This window comes from Streptomyces sp. NPDC093111, from assembly GCF_040683955.1.
Taxonomy (GTDB): Bacteria; Actinomycetota; Actinomycetes; order Streptomycetales; family Streptomycetaceae; genus Streptomyces.
In genome coordinates this window covers 46979-60424 of the sequence record NZ_JBFBNW010000022.1, presented here as the reverse complement: position 1 = coordinate 60424, position 13446 = coordinate 46979, and the positions used below count along the sequence as shown (strand labels likewise).

At 74.1% G+C, this 13446-nt stretch carries 16 protein-coding genes; 7 read left to right on the top strand and 9 right to left on the bottom strand.

Features of this window, described 5'->3' with window-relative positions; translation table 11 throughout:
- Nucleotides 1–36: 36 nt before the first annotated feature.
- From AB0Q96_RS31800 to AB0Q96_RS31790, 3 genes are read right to left on the bottom strand one after another with little or no spacing between them, the layout of a single operon-like run.
- The gene (locus tag AB0Q96_RS31800; protein WP_365331542.1) at nucleotides 37–702 is read right to left on the bottom strand and encodes an amino acid ABC transporter permease; all 666 of its coding nucleotides are present in this window, start codon (nucleotides 700–702) and stop codon (nucleotides 37–39) included.
- Nucleotides 703–712: 10 nt separating this feature from the next.
- On the bottom strand, nucleotides 713–1558 hold the full coding sequence (locus tag AB0Q96_RS31795; protein ID WP_365331540.1) for a glutamate ABC transporter substrate-binding protein: 846 nt from the start codon (nucleotides 1556–1558) through the stop codon (nucleotides 713–715).
- A gap of 30 nt (nucleotides 1559–1588) precedes the next feature.
- A complete protein-coding gene (locus tag AB0Q96_RS31790; protein WP_365331538.1) occupies nucleotides 1589–2344 on the bottom strand; it encodes an amino acid ABC transporter ATP-binding protein in 756 nt (251 codons plus the stop codon).
- Between the two features lie 327 nt (nucleotides 2345–2671).
- On the opposite strand from AB0Q96_RS31790, the gene AB0Q96_RS31785 reads away from it, so the two are divergent.
- On the top strand, nucleotides 2672–3196 hold the full coding sequence (locus AB0Q96_RS31785; protein ID WP_365331536.1) for a hypothetical protein: 525 nt from the start codon (nucleotides 2672–2674) through the stop codon (nucleotides 3194–3196).
- Nucleotides 3193–4515, top strand: a complete 1323-nt coding sequence (locus AB0Q96_RS31780; RefSeq protein WP_365331534.1) for an ATP-grasp domain-containing protein — start codon at nucleotides 3193–3195, stop codon at nucleotides 4513–4515. Before AB0Q96_RS31785 ends, AB0Q96_RS31780 begins: the two co-directional genes overlap by 4 nt.
- 60 nt (nucleotides 4516–4575) lie before the next feature.
- Here the strand turns inward: AB0Q96_RS31780 and AB0Q96_RS31775 are convergent, their stop codons facing one another.
- Nucleotides 4576–5271: an alpha/beta hydrolase gene (locus AB0Q96_RS31775; protein ID WP_365331533.1), complete on the bottom strand. Its 696-nt coding sequence runs from the start codon at nucleotides 5269–5271 to the stop codon at nucleotides 4576–4578.
- 281 nt (nucleotides 5272–5552) lie between these two features.
- Here AB0Q96_RS31775 and AB0Q96_RS31770 point away from each other — a divergent pair, with 281 nt between their 5' ends.
- Nucleotides 5553–6011: a cyclic nucleotide-binding domain-containing protein gene (locus tag AB0Q96_RS31770; protein WP_365331531.1), complete on the top strand. Its 459-nt coding sequence runs from the start codon at nucleotides 5553–5555 to the stop codon at nucleotides 6009–6011.
- Nucleotides 6012–6038: 27 nt separating this feature from the next.
- Here the strand turns inward: AB0Q96_RS31770 and AB0Q96_RS31765 are convergent, their stop codons facing one another.
- Nucleotides 6039–6464: a GNAT family N-acetyltransferase gene (locus AB0Q96_RS31765; RefSeq protein ID WP_365331529.1), complete on the bottom strand. Its 426-nt coding sequence runs from the start codon at nucleotides 6462–6464 to the stop codon at nucleotides 6039–6041.
- 166 nt (nucleotides 6465–6630) lie between these two features.
- On the opposite strand from AB0Q96_RS31765, the gene AB0Q96_RS31760 reads away from it, so the two are divergent.
- From AB0Q96_RS31760 to AB0Q96_RS31745, 4 genes are read left to right on the top strand one after another with little or no spacing between them, the layout of a single operon-like run.
- A complete protein-coding gene (locus AB0Q96_RS31760) occupies nucleotides 6631–7980 on the top strand; it encodes a diacylglycerol kinase family protein (RefSeq protein ID WP_365331527.1) in 1350 nt (449 codons plus the stop codon).
- On the top strand, nucleotides 7964–8692 hold the full coding sequence (locus tag AB0Q96_RS31755) for a phosphatase PAP2 family protein (RefSeq protein WP_365331525.1): 729 nt from the start codon (nucleotides 7964–7966) through the stop codon (nucleotides 8690–8692). Before AB0Q96_RS31760 ends, AB0Q96_RS31755 begins: the two co-directional genes overlap by 17 nt.
- Before the next feature lie 45 nt (nucleotides 8693–8737).
- A complete protein-coding gene (locus AB0Q96_RS31750) occupies nucleotides 8738–9100 on the top strand; it encodes a zinc ribbon domain-containing protein YjdM (RefSeq protein ID WP_365331523.1) in 363 nt (120 codons plus the stop codon).
- Nucleotides 9101–9142: 42 nt separating this feature from the next.
- Nucleotides 9143–9574 carry a PPOX class F420-dependent oxidoreductase gene (locus AB0Q96_RS31745; protein ID WP_365331521.1) on the top strand — a complete coding sequence of 144 codons (432 nt, stop codon included), beginning with the start codon at nucleotides 9143–9145 and terminating at the stop codon, nucleotides 9572–9574.
- A 58-nt stretch (nucleotides 9575–9632) separates the two neighbouring features.
- On the opposite strand, the gene AB0Q96_RS31740 is transcribed toward AB0Q96_RS31745, so the two are convergent.
- From AB0Q96_RS31740 to AB0Q96_RS31725, 4 genes are read right to left on the bottom strand one after another with little or no spacing between them, the layout of a single operon-like run.
- Complete coding sequence (locus AB0Q96_RS31740; protein WP_365331519.1) at nucleotides 9633–10349, bottom strand: GntR family transcriptional regulator; 717 nt, start codon at nucleotides 10347–10349, stop codon at nucleotides 9633–9635.
- A gap of 40 nt (nucleotides 10350–10389) precedes the next feature.
- Nucleotides 10390–11376 (bottom strand): ornithine cyclodeaminase family protein, encoded by a 987-nt coding sequence (locus AB0Q96_RS31735; RefSeq protein WP_365331517.1) that lies wholly within the window; start codon nucleotides 11374–11376, stop codon nucleotides 10390–10392.
- Entirely contained in the window at nucleotides 11373–12419 is a 1047-nt protein-coding gene (locus tag AB0Q96_RS31730) for a proline racemase family protein (protein WP_365331515.1), read from the bottom strand. The genes AB0Q96_RS31735 and AB0Q96_RS31730 overlap by 4 nt, the downstream gene beginning before the upstream one ends.
- Nucleotides 12416–13420 (bottom strand): proline racemase family protein, encoded by a 1005-nt coding sequence (locus AB0Q96_RS31725; protein WP_365331513.1) that lies wholly within the window; start codon nucleotides 13418–13420, stop codon nucleotides 12416–12418. The genes AB0Q96_RS31730 and AB0Q96_RS31725 overlap by 4 nt, the downstream gene beginning before the upstream one ends.
- Between the last annotated feature and the right edge of the window lie 26 nt (nucleotides 13421–13446).

Genomic DNA, 13446 nt, shown 5'->3' with positions numbered 1-13446 from the left:
TCCTCGCGCGGGGCGTCCCCACCGGGTGCGGCGTCTTCACCGTTTCACCGCGACCTTCTTGGCGATCCAGCCGAGGAACAGCCCGGTGGGCAGGGTGAGGCAGAGGAAGCCGACGGCGAAGACGGCCGAGACGAGCAGCAGCTGGGCCTCGTTCTCGATCATCTCGCGCATCAGCAGGGCGGCTTCGGCGACGCCGATGGCCGCGGCGACGGTGGTGTTCTTGGTGAGGGCGATCATGACGTTGGCGAGGGGGCCGACGACCGAGCGGAAGGCCTGCGGCAGCACGATCATCCGCAGGGTCTGCGAGAAGTTCAGCCCGATGGCCCGGGCGGCCTCGACCTGGCCGAGGGGCACGGTGTTGATGCCGGAGCGCAGGGCCTCGCAGACGAAGGCGGAGGTGTAGGCGGTGAGGCCGAGGACGGCGAGCCGGAAGTTGATGGTGGTGAAGTCCTGGGCGCCCAGGCTGACCCCGAGGGTCTGGAAGAGGCCCAGCGAGGTGAAGACGATGATGACGGTGAGGGGGATGTTGCGGACGATGTTGACGTAGACGGTGCCGAAGCCCCGCATCAGGGGGACGGGGCTGACCCGCATGGCGGCCAGCAGCGTCCCCCAGACCAGGGAGCCGATCGCGGAGAAGACGGTCAGCCGGACCGTCGTCCAGAAGGCTCCCAGCAGGTCGTAGCCCTCCAGGAAGTCGAACACGACGGCCCGCTCACTGGACGACCACGCCGATCTTCGGTGCGGGCTCGGCCTGGTAGCCGGCGGGGCCGAAGTTCTTCTGCACGGCCGCGGCCCAGGACCCGTCGGCCACCATCTTCTCCAGCGCCGTGTTGATCTTCGCCTTGAGCTCGCTGCCCTTCTGGACGCCGATGCCGTAGTTCTCGTTGCTGAGCTTGAAGCCGCCCAGCTTGAACTTGCCCTTGAACTCGGGCTGCGAGGCGTATCCGGCGAGGATCGAGTCGTCGGTGGTGATCGCGTCGACGACACCGTTCTCCAGGCCGGTGAGGCACTCGGAGTAGCCGCCGTACTCCTGGAGCTGGGCGTCCGGGGCGATCTTCGTCTTGACGTTCTGCGCGGAGGTGGAGCCGGTCACGGAGCAGAGCTTCTTGTGGTTCAGGTCCGAGGGCTTGGTGATCGACGTGTCGTCCGCGCGGATCAGGACGTCCTGGTGGGCGAGCAGGTAGGGCCCGGCGAAGTCGACCTTCTCGGCCCGCTTGGGGGTGATCGAGTAGGAGGCCGCGATGAAGTCCACGTCGCCGCGCTGGAGCAGGCTCTCGCGGTCGGCGCTCTTGGCCTCCTTCCAGACGATGTCCTTCGGGTCGTGGCCCAGCTGCTTGGCGACGTAGGTGGCGACGTCGACGTCGAAGCCGGTGTAGGTGCCGTCCGGGGTCTTCAGGCCGATGCCGGGCTGGTCGAACTTGATGCCGACGGTGATCTTCCCGTCGTCGCGGTGCGCGGCCGCCGCACCGGAGGCGAACGCGGTCCCGGTGAAGGAGAGGGCGACCGCCGCGGCGGCGGCCACGGTGAGCCTTCGGGTCCTGAGCGGATTCATGGTCATCACCCCACGGTGGTGCGGATGGCGTACGGGTCAGTGGTGCAGGATCTTCGACAGGAAGTCCTTGGCGCGTTCGCTGCGCGGGTTGCCGAAGAACTCCTCGGGCGTGGCCTGTTCGACGATCCGGCCGTCCGCCATGAACACCACGCGGTTGGCCGCCGACCGGGCGAACCCCATCTCGTGGGTGACGACCACCATCGTCATGCCGTCCCTGGCCAGTTGCCGCATCACCTCCAGGACCTCGTTGATCATCTCCGGGTCGAGCGCCGAGGTCGGCTCGTCGAAGAGCATGACCTTCGGGTCCATCGCGAGCGCCCGGGCGATGGCGACCCGCTGCTGCTGGCCGCCGGAGAGCTGCGCCGGGTACTTGTCCGCCTGGTTGGCGACCCCGACCCGCTCCAGGAGGGTGCGGGCCCGCTCCTCGGCGCTCCTGCGGTCCTTCTTGCGGACCTTGATCTGGCCGAGGGTGACGTTGTCGAGCACCGTCTTGTGCGCGAAGAGGTTGAAGGACTGGAAGACCATGCCGACGTCGGCGCGGAGCGCGGCCAGTTCCCGTCCCTCGGCGGGCAGCGGTCTGCCGTCGACGGCGATCTCGCCCGAGTCGATGGTCTCCAGGCGGTTGATCGCGCGGCAGAGCGTGGACTTGCCGGATCCGGAGGGGCCGATGACGACCACGACCTCGCCGCGGTGGATGGTGAGGTCGATGGACCGGAGCACATGGAGGGTTCCGAAGTGCTTGTCCACGTCTTCGAGTACGACGAGTGCGTCACCGCCGTCCGGGACGGGCATGGCACCCTCCTGCTCACCTCCCCCGCCGGCCGTCCCTCCTCACGTTCATGCTCCGCCCTCCGCCGGACGGGCGCACGTGGAGCGGTCCCGCCCCGCCGCGGGCCCGGTCGAACGCCTTTCCCGCGCTCCCTCGAACGCCCTTCCCACGCCCCGCCCCATACCCCGCCCGGCGCCCCGCCCCCGGCCCCGCACGGTGTTCCGTCATGCGGGACAGGGGGTGAAAGGGCTTGCCCCGGGGAGCCCCGGATTGCTTGGATCTTGACCGTTCCGGGCGGACACGCGGCTCCGGCCGGTGCCCCCGCAGGCCCACGGAGAGGCTCACCCACGGTGACGTACACGAGACCGGCCGACATCCCGCCCGTCCCGGAGCACCTGCGCGCCGAGGGCGCCGTGCTCACGGACTCGCTGATCCCGCTGGTGGACCGCTTCCGGGCCCGGCAGGCCGAGGACGGGACGGTGCCCCGGCCCGACGGCGCCGACCGGGCGCTGCTGCTGCGGATCCGGGAGGAGGGCGCCGCCTGGTGCCGGCGGCACGCGCTGGACGGCCAGGCGGAGGCCCTGGAGGCCGACGTCGACGGGTGGCTGGCGGCCGGACTCGACACCCGGCCCGTCTTCGGGCGCTCGGTGGACGCCGTCGCCCGGCCGGCCGAGGGCGAGACGGTGTTCCTGATGGCTCCCGCCCGGGGCGCCGGCGGCACCCCCGCCGCGGGCGACCGGCTGGACTGCCTCTTCGCCCTGCGCGCCCCCGGCGCGTTCCCCGTCCTCGTCCCGGTCGCCGGCAGCGAGGGCTTCGCCCACGGCGCCCGCCCCGAACGCTTCACCGAGCCGGCCCGGCAGGGGGCCGCCTCGTGACCGGCACCCGCCCGTCGCGGGCGCACACGACGGAAGCCGGCCCCACGGGCACCCGCCCCACCCTGGTCCTCGTCTTCCAGCGGGCCGGTCTGCCCTGGGTGTTCGAGGCCGCCGAGCGGGCCGGGATCGACCTGGTGCTCGTGCCGCGCCCCGACGAGGAGGTCCCGGCCGACCGACTGCCGCCCGGGGTCGTCGAGTTGCTGCCGCTCGACCCGGACGGCGACCGGGCCGGGGCGCTGGAGCTGCTGCGCGCCCGCCACGCGGCGCGCCCGTTCCAGGGGATCACCACGCTGTACGACCCGATGGTGCCGTTCGTCGCCGAGGCGGCCGAGCTCCTCGGCCTCCCGGGCATCGGCCACGACACCGCGCTCGGCGCGCAGGACAAGCGCCTGATGCGCGAGCGGCTGGCCGCGGCGGGCCTGAACGTCCCCGGCTTCGTCCGGATCGAGGGCCCGGACCCGGAACCCGGCCTGGCCGCGGCCGGGCGGCTCGGCTTCCCCGTCGTGGTGAAGCCCGCGCACGGCTACTCCAGCCTCGGCGTGACCCGTGCCGACTCGCCCGCCGCGCTGCGCGACGTGGTCGCCGAGGTGCGCCGGGTGTGCGCGCAGAAGCTGGACGGCCCGGCGGCGGCGCTGGTCGTCGAGGAGTACCTGGACGGGCCGGAGTTCGCCGTCGAGTCCCTGGCGTACGGGGGTGAGGTGCGGGTCCTGTCGGTGGGCTACAAGGGCGAGCCGGCCGGCCCGTACTTCGAGGAGAGCGTCTACCGGGCGCCCGACACCCTGCCGGAGGCCGTCCGCGCGGCCGTGGTCCGCGAGGTGACGGCGGCCCACGCGGCGCTCGGGATCGGCGCGGGGCCGACCCACACCGAGCTGCGGCTGCGCGGCGGGCGCACGCCGTACCTGCTGGAGATGGGCGCCCGGATCGGTGGTTCGGGCGCCTCGCACTACGTGGCCTCGCACGTCAGCGGGACCGATCTGGCGGCCGAGGCGCTGCGGATCGCGGTCGGCGGCGCGCCGTCCTCGCCCGCCGCGGGCGGGCTCGCGGCCCCGGTCGGCGCGGCGGCCAACTACATCGTGCCGTGCGGCGGGCACGGGCGGATCACCGCGGTCCACGGCCTGGACGAGGTGCGGGCCGATCCGCGGGTCGACCACGTGGTGCAGATGCTCTTCCCGGGCGACGTGGTGCGCCCGTACCCGGACTTCACCGGCTATCCGGCGTTCGTGCTGTCGCGGCACGACGGCCCGGCCGAGGCCGCGGAGTTCCACGCGCTCCTGGAGCGGACCGTCCGCGTCGAGTACGCCGGGGCGGGCGGGGAGTAGCACGCGCGTGGGGCCGGGGCCGCCGGGCGGCCCGGGCCCCACGTCCGGCGGGGGTGTCCCTCAGCCGGTGGTCTCGCGGGCCGCGACCTCGATGAGGTCGGCGACCGCGCCGGGCTGGGAGGCCAGCGAGGCGTGGCTCGCGTCGAGCTCGACGGTCTTGACCGGGTTCATCCGCGCGGCCATCCGGCGCTCGTTGTCCGGGTGGATCATCCGGTCCTGGGTCGACACCTGGTACCAGCAGGGCTTGGCGCGCCAGGCCGGGGCCGTCACGTTGTCGCCGAAGGTCGAGCCGAGCGGGGCCTTCTGCGTGACGCCCATGACGAGGGCCTCGTCGGCGCTCAGGTCCTGACAGAAGCTCTCCCGGAACTTGTCCTGCTTGATCCAGAGGTAGCCGTCGGAGTCGGGCACGATGTTCTCGAACGCGGCCGGCGGGTGCTCCTGGCTGATCTGTCCGGGGCTCTCGCCCGCGTCGGGGGCGAAGGCGGCGATGTAGACCAGGGCGGAGACGTTCGGCAGGTCGCCGGCCTCGGTGATGACGGCGCCGCCGTAGGAGTGCCCGACGAGCACGACGGGTCCCGCCGCCTGACGGATCATCTTGCGGGTGCGTTCGGCGTCGTCGGCGAGGGAGGTCAGCGGGTTCTCGACGGCGTGCAGGTCGCCGAAGCCGCGCCGGTGCAGGTCGGTGATGACGTGCGACCAGTGGGCGGCTCCGCCCCAGAATCCGTGGACCAGGACGATCGAGGGCTTGTCTGCCATGAGCGGCACCGTTCTAGGTGGGGGTCCCCCCGGGAGTCCCACGCTAGGCGGAGGGTGACCGGGCCGCCACCGATCGTGCGCGCGGTGCGCCCGCCGCCCGCCCGGTGCCGCACCGGACCGCGTACGGCGTCCCGTCCGCGTACAGCGTCCCGTCCGCGTGCGGCGTCCGTCGGCGTACGGCGTCCGTGTGACGGCGCGCGTGCGGCGTCTGCGCACCGCGCGCGGGCGACGGACACTGGAGGCGGGACGCACCACCGTCGCCGGGTCCGAGGAGGTCCGCCATGAGAACTGCCGCACCCAAGATCAGCAGCCTGCCGCCCGAGCACCGGGAACGGCTCATGGCCTTCGCCGAGGACGTGCACTTCGAGTCCGGCCACCGGCTCTTCGAGGAGCAGCAGCACGCCGACCGGTTCTGGATCGTCAAGACGGGTGCGGTCACCCTCGACGCCAAGGTCCCCGGACGCGGCTCGCCCGTGATCGACACGCTGCGCCACGGCGAGCTGGTCGGCCTGTCCTGGCTGTTCCCGCCCTATCTGTGCCAGTCGGGCGCGGAGGCGATGACCCCGGTGCGGGCCCACGAGTTCGACGCCGTGGCCGTGCGGTCGATGTGCCGCACGGACGCGGAGTTCGGCGCCTCGGTGGTCTACTGGGTCGGCCAGATCCTGGCCCACCGCCTCCATGTGACCCGGGTCAGGCTGCTCGACCTGTACGCGCCGCACGGCAGCGGCATCCTGGCGTGAGCGGGCGGCCCGCCGGAGCCTCGGTCCTCAGCCCCGGTCGAGTTCCCGTACGTACCAGTCGACGACGGTGCCGTCCCGGTGACTGATCTGTCCCCGCCGCAGGAACCCGGCGCGTCGGGCGACGGCCGCCGCGGCCGGGTCGTCGGCGGGGGTCTGGATCACCGCGCGGCGGGCGCCCTCGCAGCGGGCGTGGGCGCACGCCAGCAGGACGGCCCGGGTGGCGAAGCCGCGGCCACGGGCCTCGGGGTGCAGCCGGTAGGTCACGTCGACGTCGCCGTGGGCGAGTCCGGTGGCGGCGAACCGCAGTCCGACGCTTCCCACGCACCGCCCGGCGCGGATCCCGAAGGAACGGAACGGCTCGCCCGCCCCGGCTCGCGGCTCGGCGGGGGGCGGGGGCAGCAGGGTGACGACCCCGTCGGACAGCTTGGCGGCCTCGGGGGGCTCTGCAGGCATCTGTTCGCGCACTCCAGCGATCCTTTCGCCTCTCCGCCGCCACCACAATCGGTATCCGGCCGGACCCGCCGGGCTGGCCTGCCGAGGCGTCACCCGAACGGGCCTGTGGGTACGGTGCGGGGTCATGCGGGGTACGAGGCTGGGGTCGAGACTTGGGGAGGCAGTGGTGACTGAATCCGATACGGGGGCGCGGGCCCGGTCAAGGGAGCGCCTGTTCGCGCGCTGCGCGCTGCTCGCGGCGGTGGCCGCCGTCGTCGCGCTGTTCGTCCCGTTCGGGGCCGGCGGTCTGCTGATCGTGTTCAGCGGTCTGGTGGGGCTCGTCCTGTGCGCGGCCGGCACCTGGTGGTTCCTGGCCCACCGCGGGCCGGTGCGGTTCCTCGGCGCGCTCCTCGCGGCCGGGGCGCCCGTCGGGCTGCTCGTCCTGTACGTCCGGGGCGGTCTGTGGCCGACCGCGCTGCTCTCGCTCGGTCTGTGGGGCGTGGCCCTGTTCTGCGCCCGCGCGGCGCTGCCCCGGCCGCGCCCGCACCGCCCGGCGGCGCCCGCGGCGCGTCCCCGGCGGCCCGTGCTGCTGATGAACCCGAAGTCGGGCGGCGGCAAGGTCGAGCGCTTCGGGCTGGTCGAGCGGGCCGAGCGGCTCGGTGCGCGGGTGGTGCTCCTGGAGCCGTCCGGTTCGGGCGGGCAGGCCGATGTCGAGGCGCTCGCCCGGCAGGCCGTCGCCGACGGCGCCGACCTGCTCGGCGTGGCGGGCGGCGACGGCACGCAGGCGCTGGTCGCCTCGGTCGCCGCCGAGCACGACCTCCCGTTCCTGGTGATCAGCGCGGGCACCCGCAACCACTTCGCCATGGACCTGGGCCTGGACCGCAACGACCCGTCCCGCTGCCTGGACGCCCTGACCGACGGCGAGGAGCTGCGGGTCGACCTGGGCGAGGTCGCGGGGCGCCCCTTCGTGAACACGGTCTCCTTCGGGGTGTACGCGGATGTCGTGCAGCGTCCCGAGTACCGGGACGCGAAGGCGGGTACGGCGCTGAACGCGATGCCCGAGCTGCTGGCCGGCGGCGAGGGCGGCCGTCTCGACGCGGAGGCCGACGGCACCTCGCTCCGCGGCCAGCAGGCGCTGCTCGTCTCCAACAATCCGTACGTCTCGCCCGACCCGCTCGGCGGCGGCCGGCGGCCCCGGCTGGACCGCGGTGAGCTGGGCGTCATCGCCATCCGGGTGGAGGGCGCGGCGCAGGCCGCCGAGCTCGCCGTGCGCGGCACGCAGTCCACCGGCCTGAACGTCCTGACCGCCCACCGGGTCGAGGTCACCGCCGAGGACGACACCGTCCCGGTGGCCGTCGACGGCGAGGCGCTGACCCTGCCGACCCCCGTCCTGTGCACGCTGCGCCCGCGCGCCCTGCGCGTCCTCGTCCCGCGCGACCGTCCCGGGACCGCGCCGCCCGTCCCCCCGCTGAACTGGAGCCGGATCGTCGTCCTGGCTTTCGGCCCCCGAGGAGAGCACCATGCCCGAGCCCACTGACGGACGTCCCGACGACCGCTCCGCGCGGCCCGAGCGGCCCGAGCGGCCGCGCGAGCCGGCGGCCGGAGCGGCGGCGGAGCCGTCGCCCGCCCCCGCGACCGCGCCCGCCGAGCCCTTGGCCGAGACCCTCGCCGCCGCCGCGGGCCCCGGCCCCCGGGCCGTGCTCGCCGATCTGCGGGCGGTGGACGGCGCCCTGTACGCGGCGGTGGCCGCGACCCCCACCCCGGCCCTGGACCGGGGGCTTCGGCGGCTCTCCCACGCGGCCGACAACTCCAAGATCTCCTTCGCGGTGGCCGCCGCGCTCGCCCTCGCCGGGGGCCGGGCCCGCTCGGCGGCGCTCGTCGGCGTCGGCGCGATCGCGGTGGCGTCGGCCTCGGCGAACCTGCTCGGCAAGCGGCTGGTGCGGCGCCCGCGGCCGGACCGGGAGGCGGCGCGGGTGACGGTGGACCGCCATGTGCCGATGCCGACCTCGGCGTCCTTCCCGTCCGGGCACACCGCGTCGGCGGTCGCGTTCGCCACGGCGGTGGGCGCGGTCTTCCCCCCGGCCGCCGTCCCGCTGACCCTGCTGGCCTGGACGGTGGGGTACTCGCGGGTCCACACGGGCGTCCACTACCCCGGTGACGTGGCCGGTGGCGCGGCACTCGGTCTGGCCAGCGCCGGCGTGGCGCTGGCCGGTGCCGGTGCCTGGGCCCGACGCGCGGAAGCGGGGTAGTTGCCGATTTTCGCAATTGACGGTCCCACCACATACGATCACCGGGTGAACGAGACGCTTCCCCCCTGCCCCCAGTGCTCCGGTGCCTACACGTACGAGATGGGCGCGCTCCTGGTGTGCCCCGAGTGCGGCCACGAGTGGACGGCCGGCGCGGCCGACCCGGCCGCCGGCGACGCCTCCGCCGGGGAGCGGGTGGTGAAGGACGCGGTCGGCAACGTGCTCGCCGACGGCGACACCGTGACCGTGGTCAGGACCCTGAAGGTCAAGGGCAGCCCGAGCGGCATCAAGGCCGGCACCAAGGTCCGCAACATCCGTCTCGTGGACGGGGTCGACGGGCACGACATCGACTGCAAGGTCGACGGATTCGGCCCGATGCAGCTCAAGTCCAGCGTCGTGAAGAAGGCCTGACAGGCGGGAACAAAGCGGCCCCGCGAGGGACTTGGAACGGGCATGACGACCTCACGTTTCGACGCCCGCGAGCTGCTCGCGAAGAGCCGGCTCGGTGTCCTCGCCACCCTCAAGGCCGACGGCCGCCCGCAGCTCTCCCCCGTCATGCCCTACTACGACCCGGCGACGGAGACGCTGTACGTGTCGATGACGGAAGGCCGCGCCAAGACGGCGAACCTGCGCCGCGACCCGCGCGCGGCCCTGGAGGTCACCAGCGGCGACGGCTGGTCCTGGGCGACCGCCGAGGGCACGGTGACCCTCACCGGGCCCGGCACCGACCCGCACGGGCCGGAGGTCGAGGCCCTGGTGGAGTACTACCGGCTGGCCGCCGGGGAGCATCCCGACTGGGACGAGTACCGGGCGGCGATGGTGGCCGACGGACGGGTGCTGATGCGCATGCCCGTCGACCACGTGTACGGCCAGAGCATGCGCTGACCGGCCGTACGGCCGGCGGCCCGTCGGGGCGGCCTCCCGGCCGCCCCCCGGTGCCCGCTCAGCCCTTGCGGACCGGGCCCAGCCGCCCGGTGGGACGCTCGACCGGCTCGTCGCGGGCCTCGGCCCACAGCGAGCGCACATGGCCCAGGTGCCGGTGCATGCACGCCTCGGCGCCCTTCGCGTCCCCCGCGATCATCAGGTCGAGGAGCTCCACGTGCTCCTCGGCCGAGGAGACCAGCTTGCCCGCCTCGTCCAGGCCGGTGAGCCCGTACAGGCGGGAGCGCTTGCGCAGGTCCCCGACGGTCTCCACGAGCCGGTCGTTGCCGGCCAGGCCGAGCAGCGTGAGGTGGAAGAGCCGGTCCGCCTCCAGGTAGCCGATGAGGTTGTGCTCACGGGCGTTGGTGACGATCTCCTGGGCGAGCGGCCGCAGCGCCTCCAGCTGCTCGGGCGTGGCCAGTTCGGTGACCCGGCCGATCGTCGGGACCTCGATCAGCATGCGCAGCTCGGTGCACTGGTCGAGCTCGCGCTCGCTGACCTCCGTGATCCGGAAGCCCTTGTTGCGGACCGGCTCGACCAGGCCCTCGCGGGCGAGGTCGAGCATGGCCTCGCGCACCGGTGTGGCCGACACGCCGAGTTCGGCGGCCAGGCCGGGCGCCGAATAGATGCTTCCCGGCCGTAGTTCGCCCGCTATCAAAGCGGCCCTGAGCGCGTGACCCACCTGGTCGCGCAGCCTTTCCTGGGCCTTGATGAGACTGTGCTGCTTCAGGTCGCCCACGCTCTTCCTCCGAGACTTCGCAGGAGGACAGCGTACAATGTCACGTTTCGCTGCCGGACCCTCCGTCCGCCTCCGGGGCTTCCGGAGCCTCCGCGAGGGCGGCCCGGTACACCGCCACCGCCACCGCCAGATCCTCCCAGGCCATGCCCACGCTCTTGAAGAGGCGCGGCACCTCGGGATCCGCCGGGGTGCGCCCGGCGGCCAGGTCGGCGAGCGTGCCGGTGATGTGCCCCGGGCCGATCGCGCCCTCGGCCTCCGGGATCAGCAGGTCCCCGGCCTCGCGCAGCGCCGCCGTCCGCGACTCGACGTACACCTCGGCCCGGCGGACCAGGGCGGTGTCGACCTCGCGGGCCTCCGGCTCGTGCGAGCCGACGGCGACGACGGTGGCGCCCGGAGGCACCAGGCGCCCGTCGAAGAGCGGTTCGCGGGCCGTGGTGCAGCACACCACGAGGTCCGCCCCCGCCACGTCCCAGGGCGTGCCGGTCCTGGCCTTCGGCACGCCGAGCTCCTCGGCGTAATCGGCCAGCCGCCGGGCGCCCTCCTGGTTGCGGGCGACGACCACCGTCTCGGCGAGCTCCCGTACCGCGAGCACCGCGTCGAGGTGGGCGAAGGCCTGCGGGCCGGAGCCGAAGATCACCAGGCGCAACGGCCCCTCCGCCGGGGCGAGGTGACGGATCGCCAGAGCGGAGACCGCCGGGGTGCGCAGGGAGGTGAGCGCGGCCCCGTCGAGGAGGGCGACCGGGCGGAGGGTGGGCCCGTCGAGGAGGAGGTAGCTGCCGGTGATGCGGGGCAGCCCCAGGGCCGCGTTGCCGGGTGCCACGCCGGCGACCTTCACCCCGGCCCAGGCGCCCGAGGCGGCCGGCATCAGCAGCAGTTCGCCGCCGGGCACCGGCAGCGCGGTCCGCTGCGGGCAGGACTCCGGGTCGAGGCCCTCGCCGAGCACCCCGGCCAGCGCGTCGACGGCGCCGGCCGGGGAGACGAGCCGTGCCACGGTCGGGGCGTCGATCCAGAGCGGGGCGCCCGTCACAGCGGGAACCCCGAGCCCAGGGCGTCGTACGGGTCGAGCGTGAAGAGGTGCTCGCCCGTCCGGTGGGCGGTGCCGGTCACCGTGGTGACCAGGCCGTCCGGCGTCTCGCCGCCGGGTGCGATCCGGCCGGTGAACACGGTGTCCACGAGGGATTCGTGGGTCAGCGTGTCGCCCTCCTTCAGGCGCCCCTCGTCGGCGAGGAGCGCGATCCGGGTGGAGGTGCCGGAGCCGCAGGGCGAGCGGTCGATCTGGCCGTCGGCGAAGACGGTGACGTTCCGCTGGCGCGGGCCGGCCGGGGTGTCGGGGAGGTCCTCGTACAGGATCACGCCGTACACCCCGGACAGCAGGGGGTCCTCCGGGTGCCGGGTGGCCGGGTGGCCGGCGAGGGCCGCGCGGACCTCCCGGCCGACGGCCACGAGCTCGGTCAGGTCGGCGCGGTCGACGCGCAGGCCGAGGTCGCGGACGGCGACCGAGGCGTAGCAGGCGCCGGCGTGCGCGAGGTCGGCCGTGACCGTGCCGCGGCTCGTGGCCACCGGGACGCCCCGGCCCGTCACCCGGGCCGGGACGTTGCGGAAGGTGACGCCGGTGGTGCGTCCTCCCGCGCGGTGGACGGTCGCGGTGACCCGTCCTGACGGGACGTCGATCCGCACCTCGACGTCCCGTCCGTCCTCCGGGGCGGCGACCAGACCGGAGTCCACGGCCCAGGCGCCGAGCGCCATCGTGCCGTGGCCGCAGGCGGTCGAGTAGCCGTCCTTGTGCCAGAACAGGACGCCGAGGTGCGCCCCGTCGTCGTCCGGGGGCACCACGAAGCCGCCGTACATGCCGGCGTGGCCGCGCGGTTCCTGGACGAGCAGCCGGCGCAGGCCGTCCAGCGGGCCGGGCCGGGGTGCCGTGCCGTCGCCGCCGGGCCCGAGGAGGGTGGCCCGGCGTTCGGCGACGGTGTCGCCGGGCAGCGGCGGCAGGCCCGCCGCGGCGAGGTCGACGATCCGGAAGGGTTCGCCGGCCGTGTGGTAGTCGGTGGTCCGCACCTCCGTGGAGCTCACAGCAGGAATCCCGCCGGGAAGGGGTCGGTCGGGTCGAGGAAGTACTGGCCGGTGCCGGTGATCCAGGCCCGGCCGGTGACGGTGGGCACGATGGCGGGGAGTCCGCCGACCGTGGTCTCGCCGACGATCCGGCCGATGAACTCGGTGCCGATGAAGGACTCGTTGACGAAGTCCTGGTCCGGGCCGAGCAGTCCGCGGGCGTGCAGCTGGGCCATCCGCGCGCTGGTGCCGGTGCCGCACGGGGAGCGGTCGAACCAGCCGGGGTGGATCGCCATGGCGTGCCGGGAGCGGCGTCCGTCCGAGCCGGGGGCGGCCAGGTAGACGTGCTTGACGCCGCCCTGCCGCGGGTCCTCCGGGTGGACCGGGCGGTCCGGGCCGGCGTTGATCGCGTCCATGAGGGACAGGCCGAAGGCGAGCAGGTCGTCCTTGCGGGCCCGCTCGAAGGGCAGGCCGATCGAGTCGAGCTCCACGAAGGCGTAGAAGTTGCCGCCGTACGCGAGGTCGTAGGTGACCGTGCCGTAGCCGGGGACCTCGGTCTTGAGGTCGAGGCCGGCGCTGAAGGCGGGGACGTTGGTGAGGGTGACGGAGCGGGCGGCTCCGTCCTCGACCTTCACGTCCACGCTGACCAGTCCCGCCGGGGTGTCGAGCCGGACGGTGGTCACCGGCTCGCTGACCGGGACCATGCCGGTCTCGACCAGCACGGTGGCGACACCGATGGTGCCGTGGCCGCACATCGGCAGCAGGCCGGAGACCTCGATGAACAGGACTCCGTAGTCCGCGTCGGGGCGTGTGGGCGGCTGGAGGATGGCGCCGCTCATCGCGGAGTGCCCGCGCGGCTCGAACATCAGCAGCGTGCGCAGGTGGTCCAGGTTCTCGATGAAGTGGACGCGCTTCTCCGCCATGGTGGCGCCGGGGATCACCCCCACTCCCCCGGTGATCACGCGGGTCGGCATGCCCTCGGTATGCGAGTTGACCGCGTGGTAGACGTGACTGGTGCGCATGGTTCCCCTCGGTCGCTGGTGGGCGT